This window comes from Candidatus Equadaptatus faecalis, assembly GCA_018065065.1.
Taxonomy (GTDB): Bacteria; Synergistota; Synergistia; order Synergistales; family Synergistaceae; genus Equadaptatus; species Equadaptatus faecalis.
Window position 1 is genome coordinate 1 of the sequence record JAGHTZ010000018.1, and the last position, 16,455, is coordinate 16,455.

The window sequence follows — 16,455 nt, forward strand, 5'->3', positions numbered from 1 at the left end:
GTGTTAGGCACGCCGCCAGCGTTCGTCCTGAGCCAGGATCAAACTCTCCGTTTGATTCTGGATCGTAACTCATTGTCATTTACTGGCTCCGCTTTTTTCAAGCTGGTTTCTTCTCTTTTTTGCCCTTATTCATCTGTCATGGTGCCTGTCGGCGCCGTTTCCGTTACCCGGGTTTGGCGCGCAACAGGAGATATATTACTCTCCCTCTTGGGGTTTGTCAACCCTTTTTTCTTCTTTTCTTTTATCTTTTTTCTTTTCTATCTGACCGCCTGCAACATATAAAAACAATCCGCTCAGGGAGCGGATTGTTAGGGTACACTTGACAAATATTTCGTCTGCTTTTATTCGCTGAGGTCTATTTTCAGAGCGCCTTCTTTGAGAAGCGATTCGACCGCGTCTTCCGCGGGAGGCAGTACCGGTTCTTCTTCGCGTTCTTCCGCTACGTCAAGAAGTCCAAGTCCTTCGGCAACCTTGCGGAGAACGTCTTTCTTGATTTCTTCCATAAAATCGGGATGTTCCGCAAGATAATCCGCCGCGGCTTCTTTGCCCTGTGCAAAGGTTTCGCCTTTGTACGCAAGCCATGAGCCTTTTTTCTTGAGTATTTCGGCGTCTACCGCCATGTCTATTACTGATACCGCCTGCGGAACACCTTTGCCGTAGATAAGCGTCGTGTGAGCTGAGCGGAAAGGAGGCGCAAGCTTGTTTTTAACTACTTTGATGTAGAGTTCGTGTCCTATCGCAGTGTCTTTTGACGTAACCTGCTTGCCGCGTTTTACTTCGATGCGGACAGAGCTGTAGAATTTCAGGGCGCGTCCGCCGGTTGTCGTTTCCGACGGGCCCTGTCCGTAGCCGGTGCTTATCGTGGCACGCAGCTGGTTTATGAATATGACTGTCGTGTTGCTTTTAGCGATAGCCGCCGTCAGTCTTCTGAGTGCGTAGGACATAAGTCTCGCCTGAAGCCCGACCTGGTTTGAGCCTTCGCCCATTTTGCCGTCGATTTCCGCCTGCGGGGTAAGAGCCGCGACAGAATCGACTACTACGAGAGAGAAGGCGCCGCTGCGCACGAGCGTGTCTATAATGTAAAATGCCTGTTCACCGCTGTCCGGCTGTGACATGTAAAGATTTTCCGTGTCAACGCCGAGCTGCTTTGCAAGGTGCGGGTCAAGCGCGTGTTCAGCGTCTATGAACGCTGCCGTGCCGCCTGCTTTCTGTGCTTCGGCAAGTATGTGGAGAGCTATTGTTGTTTTACCGCCGCCTTCGGGACCAAAAACTTCGATTATTCTTCCGCGCGGCACGCCGCCGACGCCGAGAGCCACGTCAAGAGGCAGTATGCCTGTCGAGATTACCTCAACGGTACGCTGCGCTTCGTCTCCCAGGCGCATTATCGCGCCGTCTCCAAATTTGCCTCTGATGTCAGAGAGCGCCTGTTCCAAAACATCTTCTTTTGTTACTGTTTTCTTCGCCATATTCGGACACCTCCGGAATATAAAATAGGTTATACAGCGCCCAGCTTCTTTTACAAGCTGTAGGCAAGGTGCAGCAAACCGCCGCACTTTATATATTATACTCTTAATTTTAAATTTTGAAACGTTTTATCGGCGTGTATTGCGCACCTGACGGAAGAAGTCTGCTGCGCATGAGGACAATTTCGTCAACAGTCCACGGAGCAAGTCTCAGAGCGTTGTTTCTGAGAGCGCTGACAACGTTTTCCGGCAAGGCTCCGAATTCGGTTCTTCTTCCGAGCGTGACGTGCGGGGTGAACGCTTTTTCTTCCCTGTCCATTCCGTAGCTTTCTGCAAGCCGCGCCGCGTTTTTGGCAAGTGCGCAGAGTTTTTCCGTTTCGCCCTCTATGCCTGTCCATATTATTCTGGCTTTTTCAAGCTTCGGGAAGCCGCCGACGCCTTTAAGAGATATTTCAAACGAACCGCATTTTTTCATTTCCGCAAGTCTTTTCGCAAGCGCGTCAACGAGTTCCTGCGGACGTTCCCCGCAGAATTTCAGCGTTATATGCAGCGTTTCCGCTTTAAGCCAGCGTATTCCGCCGCCCAGTCCGCGCTGTTCTTCCGCCCACGCTGCAAGCTTTGCACGGGGGCCGTCCGGAATTTCTATACATATAAAGCTGCGGATAAGTTCCCCTGCAAACTGCGGAACGCAGCAGCCCATTATTTTATCCTCCCGAGAAGAATTTTCAGAGCTTCAGCCGCGGAGGCCTCGCGAATTTTCTGTCTGTCACCGTCAAAATGACAGACGTAAGAACACGTGCCATTCTGCGACGAGCAGCCGAACCATACCGTTCCGACAGGCTTTTCTTCGCTGCCGCCTGACGGCCCCGCAATCCCTGTTACCGAAACCGAAAAATCGGCTTTGTAAAGCAGCCTTGCCCCGCGCGCCATTTCTATCGCGCACTGCGGCGAAACCGCGCCGTATTTTTTAAGCACCGACGGCATTACGCCGAGTATGTTTTCCTTTGCGCTGTTGTGGTAGGTTACGGCAGAGCCGTAAAATATTTCAGAAGCGCCGGAAACTGAGGTTATCGAGGCGCCTATCAGTCCGCCAGTGCAGGACTCAGCCGCGCAGAGCGTAACGCCGCGTTCAGCGGCACGGCTGACAAGTTTTTCCGCAAGCTCAAGGGTTTCTGGCGTCATTTCACAACACCCAGCAAAGTCTGCATTCCGCCCTGAACAAAGAAGCTGTAAAGGAGCCTGAGCAGAAGATTGACTATAACGCCGCCGACTATATCGTCAGCCATAATGCCGATACCGCCCGGAAGTTTTTCAGCTTTGTTCACGGGGAACGGCTTGAGTATGTCTATTATTCTGAACGCGAAAAGCGCGACAACCGCGAAATTCATTCCAAGACCGTACGCTGAAATCCAGTAGCCGGCAACCTCGTCTATAACACATTCGCCCGGGTCTGTGCGGCCGCTTTCCTTTTCGTATTTGTCAGCGGCAATGCAGCCGAGAACGATAACAAGCAAAATTGCCCAGCAAGGAACTCCTCCGAACGCCAGCCATATAACACACGCAGCCATTGAACCTACGGTTCCAGGCATTCGCGAGAAACAGCCGAGCGTGAAAAACGTTGCTATCATTCCGTACCAGCTTTTAACCGCCTTTGTAATTTCAGTCATTTACTGCACCTCTTCCCCTGTAAGGTCATGCGGCATTGCGTCTTTTATCTTCACCTTTATTACGTCACCCGCTTTAAGATCGTTCCGTGCTTCGTCTATTTCAATTATTCCGTCAACCTCGGGAGCCTCGCGGAAGCTTCTGCCCTCGGCATACCCCCCGTCCGTTTTTTCAACCAGAACGTCAAGCGTGCGTCCGACAAAACGCTGCTGGCGGGCAAAGGATATTTCTTCCTGAAGCTCCATAAGTTCGGCAAGGCGGCGTTCCTTGGTTGAATTTCTGACCTGTTTCGGCATTGAAGCGGCGTCGGTGCCCTCCTCCGCAAAATAGGTAAAGGCTCCGGCTCTGTCAAACTGCACTTTCTCAAGAAAATCCAGCAGATGTCCGAAAGAACGCGCCGTTTCTCCGGGGAAACCGACCATGCAGGTTGTCCGCAGCGCAAAATCGGGGTCAAGCGAGCGGGCGCAGCTGAAAATATCTTCAAGCCGTTTTTTGTTTATTCCTCTGTTCATCGCGGCAAGAATGCCCTCGTCCGCGTGCTGAACCGGTATGTCAAGATAATTCAGGATTTTTCTTCCGGACACAACGCGTTCAAGAAGCTTCGGCGTAACCCTGTCGGGATGCAGATAAAGCAGACGGAGCATAACTCCGTCAGGCAGATTGTCTTCAAGCGCGTCAAGCAGTTCCGTCAGCTTTGATTTTCCGTCAAAATCCATGCCGTACGCGGTAAGGTCCTGCCCAACGACGCAAAGCTCCCGCGCGCCCTCTTCCGCAAGGCTCACAGCCTCGTCAACTATCGTTTTGACTGGAAGGCTGCGCAGTTTTCCTCTGATTGACGGTATCGCGCAATACGTACATCTGTTATCGCAGCCTTCGCTGATTTTCAGATAGCGGGTAAAAAACGGCGAGTCAGGCAGATTGGCACGCGTCCTTGACACGGAAGCTTTGTTTCCGAGAGCTTCAAGCACCTTGTCCCACGCTTCGCTTTCAGCCCAGAAATCAACCGTTTTGAAACCGGCGGCAAGCTCCGCTCCGTAGCGGTTAAAAAGGCAGCCGACAACGCCGATTTTTTTGAGCTGTCCCTCTGCCTTGAGTTCCTCAAGGTCAAGAATCGCGGTTATATTTTCTTCCACTGCGGGCTGAATAAAACCGCAGGTATTCACTATCGCCGCCTCGGCTTCCTCAGCGCTGCCGGTCAAAACGTGCCCCGCACGGCGCAGTTCGCCCGCAAGACATTCGCTGTCCACTCTGTTTTTAGCGCAGCCAAGGCTTAAAATGAAAATCTTCACGGCAAAAACCCCTTACATTTTTCTGACGCAATTATTTTACAACAGATTTTGCCGATTTTACGATATACTATTGTCACAAACGATACGGAGGAAAAAATTATGCTTTCATACGCGGCAGCTCTATTTCACACTTTCATCGCATGGCTTGTGGCAACAATAGGCAGGCTCGGATATTTCGGAATAACGGGGCTTATGTTCCTTGAGTCCTCCTGCTTCCCTTTCCCGAGCGAGGTCGTAATGCCGCCTGCGGGCTATCTTGCAAGCAAAGGCGAGATGAGTCTGCTCGCCGCAATATTCTTCGGCATACTCGGCAGCATACTCGGCGCTCTTTTCAACTACTGGCTCGCAGTCCGCTGGGGACGCCCCTTCCTTGAAAAGTACGGCAAATATCTGTTCATCAGCAAAGAATCTCTTGACAAAGCAGAGGAATTCTTCGCAAAACACGGGCATATAAGCACCTTTACGGGCAGGCTGCTGCCCGTTATCCGCCAGTACATTTCGCTTCCGGCAGGGCTTGCGCGTATGGACATGAAGCAGTTCTGCGCCTACACGGCTCTCGGCAGCGGAATATGGGTCGTCATACTTGCGTTGCTCGGTTATTTCCTCGGCAACAACGAAGCGCTCATCCACACCGAGCTCAAAAAAATATCCTTCGGGCTCATCGCCGGCTGCATGCTGCTTGTCGTAATCTACGCCATACGTTATAAAAAGAAAAGGGAGAAATAGAATACTTCTATTTAACAAAATCAAGATTTTTATAGTTTTGTTAAATAGAATTAACGTTCTACTTAACAATATTAAGATTTTTGCTATTTTGTTAAATAGAAATTGTCAAAGCCAAGTGCATGCGCTCCATGCAGAAGACGGATAATAAAGACAACAAAAAATCTGCTCAGGCAACTGAGCGGATTTAATTCACCAATACTTTAATATTCAAATTCCATAATTTCTTTTACGATGTTTTTTCCGCCGAAGCCGCCTGATTTTGATACGAGCAGAAATTCGCGTTCGGCATTTTTCGCCCTGCAGAGCACCGTACCGGAGGATATTTCACAAAGCGGCGTTATCTCCGTGCAGCCAAGCCTTCTGACAACCTGTATCAGCGTGTCGCCGCCGAAAATCGCAAGCAGGTCGGGGCAAAGCTTTTCAAAAAGCCGCTTCGTCTTCCCCGATATTTTCTCGGAGGTTTCAAGCCTCAGCTTTTCAAGCTGTTCCGCCGAATAAGCCGACAGATCGGGTTCTTTTTCGCAGTCTGCCGAGGAGATAACGGCAGCGCCTTTTTCGGCAAAGCACCGTTCAATTTTTTCATCACCGGCGTCAAGCATGAATATCTCAATTTCCTTTGCCGCTTCTTTCAGCTGGGCAAGCGTTATCGCGTTCACACTGCCTGACACGAGCAGAATTTTTGCCCTGCCTGAAAGTCTTTTTCTCTCCGCTCCGCCGCAGTCAAGCCCCAAAAGCTTCGGAAGATATTCCGCAAAGCCCGCGCAACCGGACAGAGCCGTTGTTTCCGTCATTTTTTCAGCCGCCAAGCGCAAATCTTCTTCCGTTTCAGCATCGTGAACGCGGATAAAAGGCTCTGAAAGCGTTTCGCCGAGCACGACCTTAACGTCTGACTGCTCGGCGATTATGTCCGGTATATAGGAATGTTTAACAGGATTGAAAGGGTCCGCGCCGAAAACAGATTTCGCCGTTTCAACACCTGATACATACTGAATCCCGCCCTTTGTAGTGCGTCCGTTTTTCGGAAACGCAGGGACAAACTCCAGCACAGGAGCCCCAACGGCTTTCAAAAGCGCAGAAAGTTCGGCGCCTATGTTGCCGCGAAGCGCCGAGTCTGTTTTTTTGTAAAAATATTTTACGCCCTCCCCACGCGCCTTTTCCGCAATTTCAAACACCTTTTTATAGGCTGTTTCAGGCGCGTCGTGACGGCTTTCGAGGTCAACCACAAGAGCCTCTGCGGGATAATCCGCAAGCTTTCCGCAGCCGCCCGAAAAAAGCACAGAGGTCGCTATCCCTGCCTTTGCGAACTGAACGCCGGTGTCAAGAGCGCCGGTGAAATCGTCGGCAAGGACGAGAAGTTTAGTCATTTTTCGTGCCGAATTTTACCGCCGCCATATCGCACGCCGTGTAAATTGCGTCAACAAGGCTCTGTTCGTTGGCAAAACCCATGCCTGCGTGGCCAAAAGCGGTTCCGTGGTCAACGCTCGTGCGGATAATCGGAAGTCCGACGGTGATGTTCACACCCGACATGGCAGTGAATTTGTTCGTCTTTGAGTCAAGCTTGAAGCCGCAAAGCTTGAGAGGTATATGTCCCTGGTCGTGATACATGGCGACAACTATATCGTACTTTCCGGCAATCGCCTTAACGAAAACTGTGTCAGGCGGAATAGGACCGTCAACGTCAATGCCCTTCGCGCGGCATTTTTCAATCGCTGGAATAATCGAAACGTTTTCCTCGTCCCCGAAAAGTCCGTGTTCCGAGCAGTGAGCGTTAAGTCCGGCAACAGCTATGCGCGGGTTGTCGTTGCCGAGCAGATGCATAGCCTCTTTTGCAAGCTCTATCGTCGTTTCAACGCGTTCGGGATGCTCGCGGATAACGTCGCAGGCGCCTCTCATAGAAACGTGCGTCGTAACGTGAACAACGCGGAGTCCGGGCGCGGTAAGAAGCATTCCGTAATCTTCCGTACCCGTGTATTTGGCAAAAATTTCCGTATGTCCGGCGTAGGCGTGCCCCGCAAGGTTGATTGCTTCCTTGTTGATAGGTCCTGTGACGACCGCGTGGAGCCCGCCCTTCATTGCAAGCTCTATACCAGTAGTAACGTAATTAAAGGAGGCGTCTCCGCAGTTCTTCTGCACCTTGCCGAACTCCCAGCCGCCTTCCTTAATCATTCCGAGGTCTATCAGGTCGATAACTCCGAAGTGTCCCTTTGCTTCCGCCGGGCTTTTGATAGTGTTTATCGCAAGCACCTCGTTGCTGTAGTGCAGCATTTTTTTCAAAACCGCGCTGTCGCCTATCACTACGGGAATGCAGCGCTCATAGACTGCCTTGTTTGAAAGAGCCTTGACCGTTATCTCCGCTCCTATGCCTGCCGGATCTCCCATTGTTATTCCAAGTGTGTAACGCATACTCAACACCGCCTCTAAAGATAAATGTTGTCGGATAACGGATCATATTTACAAAACGGCGTAATTGTAAAACAAATTTGAAAAAAATTCAAGACGAAACAAAAAAGACCCTGCCGAAGCAAAGCCTTTTAAATAATTCCGAAATCAGTTACTTCTTTTTTCCTGCGGCGTGTTCGACAAACTGCCTTGCCGCGCGTCCCGAGAAGCCGCCGTGCTTCAGCTCCCAGCGTATCGCGCCGAGGTCAAGTTCTTCGTTGATTTCAACGCCGTATTCCTTTGCCAGACCGTGAACGATGTTCAGATATTCTTTCTGCGCCGGCGATATAAATCTTATGAGCAGTCCGAAACGGTCAACAAGCGACATTTTTTCCTGCATAGTTTCGGATTCGTGCATATCCTCCTGCATATCCTCTTTGTCCTTCCAGCTCTCTTTCATGAGGTGGCGGCGGTTTGAGGTCGCGTAGATGAGCACGTTGTCAGGACGTTTTTCAAGTCCGCCTTCAATGAACGATTTGAGATATTTGTATTCTATTTCAAACTGCTCAAAGGAAAGGTCGTCCATATAGAGAACAAAGCGGTAATTGCGCTGCTTTATCTGATTTATGATTTCGTCAAGATCCTCAATCTGGTGTTTGTAGACTTCAACCATACGCAGTCCCTGTGCGGCGTATTCGTTGAGTACGGCTTTGATTGACGTCGATTTGCCTGTTCCGCTCTCACCGTAGAGCAGAACGTTGTTGGCGGGAAGTCCGGCAATAAAAGCTTCGGTGTTTTCGCAGAGCGTTTTTTTCTGTTCGTCGTAGCCGATAATTCCGTCAAGGCGCGTTTCTTCGGTGTTCGTCACAGGGACTATGCCGCGCGTGTTTTTGTCCCAGCGGAAAGCCTTGTAAAACGCGTACTGCCCGACGCCGAATGAGCCGTAAAAATCTTCCAGCGCGGCATAAAGCGCGTCGGCGTTGTCCGCAGCGCCGATTTTTTCCGCAAGTTGCATAATTCTGCATGCCGCTTCAGATTTTTTGCGGCGCATCGGCACAAATTTTTCCGTTTTTGCGAACCAGTCCGTTTCCGTGAGCTTGTCCAGCTGCTTCAGGTCAAAACGCGCGTATTTGACAAACCGTTCCAGTTCCTCTTTTGCTATGCGTTTTATGCTGCCGTCTTCCGTTTTTCTGCGTTCGTTCGCAAGCGAAAAGGGCGTTTCAGTTTCCGCGAAAAGCTTGGCAAGCCAAAGCAGCCACGGATTGCCCTCCGCACCAAGCTGCTCTGCGTACTCAGCCATACTGTGAACGGCATCAAAATATTCCCTTACGTCCTCGTCAAAGCAAAGCCCCGCGATGTCGGGAAGCGGATCTGTAACCCTGTCAATCAGGTGCGAAACCGTACAAAAGGTCTCGTCGCTGTTAAATGCGCGGAACGCAAACAGCCTACTCATCGTCATCGTCAACGATACCCGCCTTGATACGCGCTTTTCTGCGCTCGTTGTGGTCGAGTATCATTTTCCTGATGCGGACGTTGTTCGGCGTAACTTCAACAAGCTCGTCCGAAGCAATCCATTCCAGGGCGCTGTCAACCGTCATTGTGCGCGGAACGTCAAGAACTATCATCATGTCCTTTGTGGCTGAACGGTAGTTCGTTTTCTGCTTCGCCTTGCACGGATTGACAGGAAGGTCTCTGTTGCGCGAGGATTCGCCGACAACCTGTCCGTTGTAAATCTCGTCGCCGGGCTTGATAAACATCGTGCCGCGTATCTGAATGTTGTCTATTGCATAGCTCGTTGCCTGTCCCGTATCAACGCTGACAAGCGAGCCCCTGTTTCTCGTCGTGATTTCGCCTGCCCACGGCTCATAGCCGATGAAGCGCGAGGCGAGAATTCCAAGTCCGCGCGTATCCGTCAGGAATTCGCTGCGGTAGCCTATGAGTCCGCGCGTAGGAATTTTGAACTGCAGACGAAGTACGCCAGTGCCGTTGTTTTCCATGTTCGTAAGCTCGCCCTTGCGCGGCGCAAGCTTCTGAATGACAGCGCCCTGATATTCTTCCGGAACGTCAATAATAAGCTCTTCATACGGTTCAAGTTTTCTGCCGTTTGCGTCCTGCTGAACGATGACCTCAGGTCCAGAAACGCAGATTTCCGAACCTTCGCGGCGGATTTCTTCGATAATTATGCCGAGATGCAGTTCGCCGCGTCCCGAAACCTTGACACCGTCCGCCCTGCCAATGTCCTCAACGCGGAGCGCAGGGTCTGTCTTAAGCTCCCTGTCAAGCCTTGCCTTAAGCTGGCGCAGCGTAATGGCGTTTCCGTCGCGTCCGGCGAACGGACTTGTATTTACAAGGAAAAGCATTGAAACCGTCGGTTCTTCGATGTCAAGCGGCGGCATTACCTCGCCGGCTATTTCCGGCGCGGTAATCGTATCGCCGAGGTCTATGTTTTCAGGTCCCGTGAACCATACAATGTCGCCGGCTCCGGCTTCCTCAACCTCTGCGCGGCCGAGTCCGTCGGTGACGTAAAGGTGCGTGCAGGAAGCGTTGTCGGTTGAAACAACCTCCCAGTCAGTCTGGTCGTAATCCTTCCAGCGCGTGTGGGTGCGCACGATTTTGTCGCCTTTTTTAAGCCTGCCCTGAAGAATTTTACCGCAGCCTATACGGCCGAGATATTCGCTCCACGTAAGCGTGCAGACCTGCATTTTGAACGGCTTTTCCATGTCGGCGTCCGGCGCCGGAACATGCTCGATAATCGTTTTGAAAAGGTCGTCCATACCCGCGCCCGCGCCTTCGGGTATTCTGTCCATGTCGTCAACGAGCCAGCCCTGAAGTCCGGAGCCGAACAGAGCTTTGAAATCGCACTGCTCTTCCGTTGCGCCGAGCTCTATAAACAGGTCAAAGGTCTTATCCAGCGCACCTGCGGGGTCGGCGTTCGGACGGTCAACCTTGTTCACAATGACAATAGGTTTCAGCCCGAGCCTGAGCGAATGCATAAGGACGTAGCGCGTCTGGGGCATAGGTCCTTCGTTTGCATCGACAAGAAGAAGCACGGAATCGACCATTGAAAGGACGCGCTCAACTTCGCCCGAGAAATCGGCATGCCCCGGCGTATCGACTATATTGATTTTGTAGCCGCCCCATTCGACCGTACAGTGCTTTGACTTTATCGTTATGCCGCGCTCGCGTTCTATCGAACCTGCGTCCATAACGCGTTCTTCAACGACCTGATTGTCGCGGAAAAGCCTTGCCGCCTTGAATATTCCGTCAATCAGCGTCGTCTTACCATGGTCGATATGGGCTATGATTGCTATATTTCTGATTTTTGAAGAGTCCTGCATTTTATCTGTATCCTTTCGTCGCTCGTTGAGCCACAAGAGCATCTGCCGGGCTTTAATACCCGAACAAGAGAGGATTATACCACCAACGGCGAGTTATGAAAACAAAAAATATTCACTATTGGAATACCCGTTTGGAATAATCTTAATATATGCAAATATCTATAACTTATATACTTTTCCGGCAAAATGCCGAACGTGCAGCTAATTAAAATTCGGGTGATTTGTCACCTAAATTTTAATTAGCATTGCCGCAAAATAAATCCGCCTCATGATTTTACACGAGGCGGACTGCTATTCTGACTGAATCCGGCAGTTATTTTATCTGCACTGCTCTGTTACACGTTAAACCGAATTTCTATCATATCCCCGTCTTTGACAAGATATTCCTTGCCTTCAAGACGCAAAACACCTGCCTTGCGGCATTCGTCCATTGAGGCGTTGTGCGCCGCGTAGTCGTCATACGCAACAACCTGTGCACGGATAAAGCCTCTTGCAAGGTCCGTGTGAATGGCGCCCGCCGCCTGAACGGCGTTGTCGCCTTTGTGCAGCGTCCATGCGCGGACTTCGTCGGGGCCGCTCGTGAAGAAGCTTATAAGCCCGAGCACGGAATATGCAGCCTGTATAAGCCTTTCCCTGCCCGGTTCCGCTATATTGAGCCCTTCGGTAAATTCCGCCGCTTCCTCTTCGCTGAATTCGGCGATGTCCATTTCAAGGCTTCCGTAAAGCTTGCAGATTTCTATTCCCTGCTCCGCCGCCCGCGCTTTGAGTGCCTCATACTGCGGAATTTTGCTTTCGTCGCTCTGCGAGTCGTCAAGATTGAGAACTATAAGCTCTGGTTTTGCGGTAACGAAAGCGTAGCTTTTGAGGGAATGTTTTTCCTCGTCGCTCATTTCTATGCTGCGAAGCGGTTTTTCCTCTTCAAGACAGGCGAAACAGCGTTCAAGCAGCTCTTTTTCCTTTGCCTCGGCAGGAAGCAGTTTTTTCTTTTCGTTCAGCTTGGAAAGGCGGTTTTCAATAACCGCGTAGTCGCGGAAAATAAGCTCGCTTTCAACTATGCTCCAGTCGCGCACAGGATCTATGCTGCCCTCGGGATGCTCAACGGAAGCGTTGTCAAAGCAGCGTATCACCTGAATAAGCGCGTCGGCGTCGGCGACAAATGAAAGAAACGCGTTGCCGAGTCCCGCGCCCTTGCCTGCGCCGCGCGAAAGCCCCGCAAGATCGACAAATTCAATCTGCGCCGGCGTTTCCTTTTTCGGCGTGAAAATTTCGCAGAGTTTGTCAAAACGCTTGTCAGGAACGGCGACAACAGCCTTGTTCGGGTCTGTTTTTCCGCCTGCGTAGGGTTTAACCTCCGCGCCCGCCCTCGTTATAACGTTGAAAACCGTGGACTTTCCGCTGAGCGGCAGTCCGACTATTCCGCAATGCAGCATATTACTCTCTCCAGTCGTGTATAATTATCAAAATTATTGCTGTTTTTTGTACTCTGGCAGAACAATGAGCCCTGCTTCAAGCTTGTCCTCTATTTCTTCAACCCGTTTTCTTATGCTCAGCGGCACGTTGTTTTTTGCCTCGCGCGTCCAGGTCGAAAGCCCTATTGCGCCCTCTTTTATACCGACAGAAACGTCTTTGGGCGCAATCTGCTTCTGCATATATCTGTCAATAACGGCGTACACGACGTAATCAACCCTCTTAACTGCGCTTGCGAGAACCGCTTTCGGATACTGTTTTTCAACCTCGTTGTCAACGCCTATCGTCCAGAAGTTTTCCTTTTCGGCAATATCCGAAGCACCGAGCCCGGCGTTTCCGGCGGCGGTGAATATGACGTTCACGTTTCTTTCGTGCATTCTGTGCGCCAAATCAGCAACGGCACTGCGGTTGACAAAATCCTCCGTGTGCACAATCAGCGGGTCAAGCGTTTTGTCAACGTACCACACACCCGCTTTGAAACCGTACTTCATTCTCGCAATAGCGTCGTTATCGGGACCGAAAACAGCGCCTATTCTTGAATTCGGTTTTATGCGCGGATCCTTTGCGCTCCTGGCATAGACGGCGGCAAGAGCACCCGCGAGAAAACCCGTTTCCTCGTCCCTAAAATGCACCAGTTTGGCGTTGGGAACAGGGTCAAAGGTCACAAACTCAACCTTCGGGTAATCCTTTACAAACTGAGGAAGCTCGTTCCTGAATTCAGGAACCGGAACTATGATTAAGTCCGCCCATTTGGCGGCTTCTGTCAGCAGTTCGTTTTTGGATTTGTAATTTTTAATGTCAAACAGTTTTGTCGAAAGCGTGCGAACGTAGTTGTGCTTTGCCATTTTCAGTCCGTCGCTGCAGCTGTTCACAAACTCGGGAGCCTGAGTGTCGTTCGTCCCGCCCGCGACAAGCAGCGCAACATTTCTGTGCACAGCGGCACAGGCAGACGAAGCAATGCAGAGAATTACAAGGAGCGCTGCCGTCAATTTTCTCACAATGACCACACCTCACACACAAACGCTAAAGTTTCCGAAGCCAATTATAAAGCATCAGGCTCAATCCGTCAGCAAAAACTATTTTGCCCTCACTGCAAGCTTTTCAGCAATATCGTTCGTTACGGCGTAAAACTTTCCGCCTGCTGAAATCGTCACAATGTTTCCGAGCGGCGAGCCGGATATTTTCTCAATCTCCGTGCCCTCACAAATGCCGTTTGCAAGCAGTTTTTCCCCTGCTTCGCCGTCCGGAGTTTTTTCAACAACCGCTAAATCCCCGTCGCTCAAATCAGTCAGATACATTTTTCAGCCTCCCGCGTCTGGCAGTCCTCTACATTCCGAAAGCGCCAAGCAGCAGCTTAACCGCGAAAGCGACAATCCACGCTATAAGGCACTGCCCTGCCGCAAAAATCCACGCCGGCCTTGCGCCGAGCTCGCGCTTTACGGTCGCGACAGCCGCCACGCAGGGCGTGTACAACAGCGTAAAGGAAAGAAAAACCAGCGCCGTTTTTGTCGTGAACATTTCTTTTATCGCAGATACGTTGCCGCCGAGCAGAACCGTCAGACTGCTGACGACGCTCTCCTTTGCCATAAGACCTGTGATAAGCGCCGTTGAAATCCTCCAGTCGCTTGCGCCGACAAGCGGCTTAAAAACAGGGGCAATCAGCCCGCCCGCAAGGGCAAGAAGGCTCTGCGAGGAATCCGCGACAACGTTGAGTCTGCTGTCAAAGGTCTGCAGGAACCATATAATGATAGCGGCAAAGAAAATCACCGTAAACGCTTTCGTCAGAAAATCCTTCGCCTTCTCCCATATAAGCAGAGCGACCGTCTTCGCGTTAGGGAAACGGTAGTTCGGCAGTTCCATCACAAAAGGCACAGGATGTCCCGTGAACACGCTGCTTTTCATAACCAGCGCAAAAAGCACCCCGCTTGCGACACCGAGCAGATACAGCCCTATCATTACGCAGGTGCCCTGCATGCGCGGGAAAAACGCCGCCGTGAACAGCGCGTAAATCGGCAGCTTCGCGGAACAGCTCATAAACGGCGTGAGGAAAATCGTCATCTTTCTGTCGCGTTCCGAAGGCAGGGTGCGGGCAGCCATAATCGCCGGCACAGAGCAGCCGAAGCCTATCAGCATAGGCACAAAGCTCCTGCCCGAAAGTCCTATCTTGCGCAGCGGCCTGTCCATAACGAAAGCCACGCGCGCCATGTAACCCGTATCCTCTATTATAGAAAGAAACAGGAAAAGAATAACTATAACAGGAAGGAAGCTCAGCACAGAACCGACACCGGCAAACACTCCGTCAATAATCAGCGATTTGACAACGGGATTAAGCCCGTAAGCGGTCAGAGCCGAAGCACACAAAGCTGTAGTCCGCGCTATAAGCGCTTCAAAGCGTTCGGAAAGCGCCGCGCCTAAAACGCCGAACGTCAGCCAGAAAACAAGCCCCATAATAACGAAAAACGCAGGAAGCGCGGTGTATTTTCCCGTGAGAACCTTGTCAAAACGCAGACTTCTCGCGCGCGCCAGATTTTCAACAGGCTTAACAACGGCGGCGCCGCACACCTTCTCTATAAAATCAAACCGCATATCCGCCATTGCGGCGTATCTGTCTATTCCTGTTTCGTTCTCCATCTCAACAATAATGTGTTCGAGCATTTCCTTTTCATTATCGTCAAGCTTAAGCTGCTCCATAACGGGCATGTCGCCTTCAACAAGCTTCGTCGCGGCAAAACGCAGCGGCAGTCCGCACCTTTTGGCGTGGTCTTCTATCAGGTGAACAACCCCGTGAATACAGCGGTGAACCGCTCCGCCGTCAGGACCGTCCGCATCGCAGAAATCAAGCCTGCCCGGACGCTCCCTGAAACGCGCCACGTGCAAAGCGTGTCGCACGGCTTCACCCACGCCTTCGCCGCTGGACGCTGAAACGGGAACAACGGGTATTCCGAGCGCCTCCTCAAGTCTGTTGACAAGAATAGTGCCGCCGTTCTCGCGCACCTCGTCCATCATATTCAAAGCAAGAACCATCGGTATATTCAGCTCAATCAGCTGCATCGTGAGATACAAATTACGCTCTATATTCGTGGCGTCAACAATATTTATAATGCAGTCCGGCTTCTCCTTCATAAGGAAATCGCGCGTAACAAGCTCCTCGCTCGTGTACGGCGACAGGGAATAAATGCCCGGCAGATCCGTGACAAGCGTATTCTCGTAACCGCGTATCGCTCCGTCCTTGCGGTCAACGGTAACGCCCGGGAAATTGCCCACGTGCTGCTTGGCGCCCGTCAGCTGATTGAACAGCGTTGTCTTTCCCGTATTCTGATTGCCGGCAAGGGCAAAAGTAATCCTCTGCCCCTCAGGAATTTCGTCCCCGCCCTGCTTCACGTGGTAAATGCCAAACTCGCCGAGCTGCGGATGCCGTGTATCCTCTGCCTGAACCGCGGAATTTGACGGCGCGGCTGAATTTTCGGCAGGCGCAATCTCAATCCGTTTTGCGTCGGCAAGCCTCAGCGTCAGCTCATAGCCGCGAATCTGAAACTCAAGCGGGTCGCCCATCGGCGCTTTTTTGACAAGCTTCAGGACAGTCCCCGGCGTAAGTCCCATATCAAGAATATGCCTGCGCAGCGAAGCCTCGCCGCCCACGCTCTTTATTACAGCGCTCTGTCCGATATTCAAATCTGAAAGAAACATGCTCCGTCCTCCGCGACACTCTTTTTTACAAAAATATTATAGCACAAATTAGTTAGCCGCGGCTAATTTATTATAATTTTTCAAACTTTTCAAAAACTTTTCGAAAAAAATAATTTCTTTTGCATTTCTTTTTAATTATTTTCGTTTTTTATTTCCGAATAAGCTCCGAACACAGGCTCTGTCAGCATTTACCGATAGCCTGTTACAAATTTCTTATTTAGTGTCACACTTTTGCAAATATGACATAAAGTATTGATATTGCTATGTTTTTCAGCAGTTCTTCGTTCTGCGTTCGCGGCATGTTACAAATTTCTTATTCAGTGAACATTATAGTACAGAGGGGGTTGACGATTTTTCGTCGGGCATGGCTTTTCTGAAACAGTTGTATGACCTGCCGAGGTCTGCGTTTGCGGCTGTTTCTCGGCAGAGAGGCTGCGCCTT

At 51.0% G+C, this 16,455-nt stretch carries 15 protein-coding genes; 2 read left to right on the plus strand and 13 right to left on the minus strand.

The window, feature by feature from the left end; genetic code table 11:
• Window positions 1-282 (plus strand): hypothetical protein (locus tag KBS54_01405; GenBank protein MBQ0054786.1); only part of this gene is annotated, 282 nt, incomplete at its 5' end.
• A 59-nt stretch (window positions 283-341) separates the two neighbouring features.
• Here the strand turns inward: KBS54_01405 and recA are convergent.
• The 5 genes from recA to rimO all read right to left on the minus strand — a co-directional run bounded on the left by recA (window position 342) and on the right by rimO (window position 4,417).
• Window positions 342-1,466, minus strand: a complete 1,125-nt coding sequence (recA, locus tag KBS54_01410) for a recombinase RecA (protein MBQ0054787.1) — start codon at window positions 1,464-1,466, stop codon at window positions 342-344.
• 109 nt (window positions 1,467-1,575) lie between these two features.
• Window positions 1,576-2,163, minus strand: coding sequence for an RNA 2',3'-cyclic phosphodiesterase (gene thpR / locus KBS54_01415; GenBank protein MBQ0054788.1), 588 nt, complete (start codon window positions 2,161-2,163; stop codon window positions 1,576-1,578).
• A complete protein-coding gene (locus KBS54_01420; protein MBQ0054789.1) occupies window positions 2,163-2,645 on the minus strand; it encodes a CinA family protein in 483 nt (160 codons plus the stop codon). The genes thpR and KBS54_01420 overlap by 1 nt, the downstream gene beginning before the upstream one ends.
• A complete protein-coding gene (locus KBS54_01425) occupies window positions 2,642-3,130 on the minus strand; it encodes a phosphatidylglycerophosphatase A (protein ID MBQ0054790.1) in 489 nt (162 codons plus the stop codon). The genes KBS54_01420 and KBS54_01425 overlap by 4 nt, the downstream gene beginning before the upstream one ends.
• Window positions 3,131-4,417, minus strand: a complete 1,287-nt coding sequence (gene rimO / locus KBS54_01430) for a 30S ribosomal protein S12 methylthiotransferase RimO (GenBank protein ID MBQ0054791.1) — start codon at window positions 4,415-4,417, stop codon at window positions 3,131-3,133. It lies immediately after the preceding gene.
• A gap of 99 nt (window positions 4,418-4,516) precedes the next feature.
• Here rimO and KBS54_01435 point away from each other — a divergent pair, with 99 nt between their 5' ends.
• On the plus strand, window positions 4,517-5,143 hold the full coding sequence (locus tag KBS54_01435; protein ID MBQ0054792.1) for a DedA family protein: 627 nt from the start codon (window positions 4,517-4,519) through the stop codon (window positions 5,141-5,143).
• A 200-nt stretch (window positions 5,144-5,343) separates the two neighbouring features.
• Here the strand turns inward: KBS54_01435 and KBS54_01440 are convergent, their stop codons facing one another.
• From KBS54_01440 to feoB, 8 genes are all read right to left on the minus strand, one after another.
• On the minus strand, window positions 5,344-6,507 hold the full coding sequence (locus tag KBS54_01440; GenBank protein MBQ0054793.1) for a hypothetical protein: 1,164 nt from the start codon (window positions 6,505-6,507) through the stop codon (window positions 5,344-5,346).
• Window positions 6,500-7,546, minus strand: coding sequence for a 4-hydroxythreonine-4-phosphate dehydrogenase PdxA (gene pdxA / locus KBS54_01445; protein ID MBQ0054794.1), 1,047 nt, complete (start codon window positions 7,544-7,546; stop codon window positions 6,500-6,502). Before pdxA ends, KBS54_01440 begins: the two co-directional genes overlap by 8 nt.
• Window positions 7,547-7,694: 148 nt before the next feature.
• Window positions 7,695-8,981 (minus strand): ATP-binding protein, encoded by a 1,287-nt coding sequence (locus KBS54_01450; protein ID MBQ0054795.1) that lies wholly within the window; start codon window positions 8,979-8,981, stop codon window positions 7,695-7,697.
• Window positions 8,968-10,860: a translational GTPase TypA gene (typA, locus tag KBS54_01455; GenBank protein ID MBQ0054796.1), complete on the minus strand. Its 1,893-nt coding sequence runs from the start codon at window positions 10,858-10,860 to the stop codon at window positions 8,968-8,970. The genes KBS54_01450 and typA overlap by 14 nt, the downstream gene beginning before the upstream one ends.
• A 335-nt stretch (window positions 10,861-11,195) precedes the next feature.
• Window positions 11,196-12,290 carry a redox-regulated ATPase YchF gene (gene ychF / locus KBS54_01460; protein MBQ0054797.1) on the minus strand — a complete coding sequence of 365 codons (1,095 nt, stop codon included), beginning with the start codon at window positions 12,288-12,290 and terminating at the stop codon, window positions 11,196-11,198.
• Window positions 12,291-12,323: 33 nt separating this feature from the next.
• A complete protein-coding gene (locus KBS54_01465) occupies window positions 12,324-13,325 on the minus strand; it encodes a BMP family ABC transporter substrate-binding protein (GenBank protein ID MBQ0054798.1) in 1,002 nt (333 codons plus the stop codon).
• Between the two features lie 78 nt (window positions 13,326-13,403).
• Window positions 13,404-13,625: a ferrous iron transport protein A gene (locus KBS54_01470; GenBank protein ID MBQ0054799.1), complete on the minus strand. Its 222-nt coding sequence runs from the start codon at window positions 13,623-13,625 to the stop codon at window positions 13,404-13,406.
• A gap of 28 nt (window positions 13,626-13,653) precedes the next feature.
• A complete protein-coding gene (gene feoB / locus KBS54_01475) occupies window positions 13,654-16,014 on the minus strand; it encodes a ferrous iron transport protein B (protein ID MBQ0054800.1) in 2,361 nt (786 codons plus the stop codon).
• Between the last annotated feature and the right edge of the window lie 441 nt (window positions 16,015-16,455).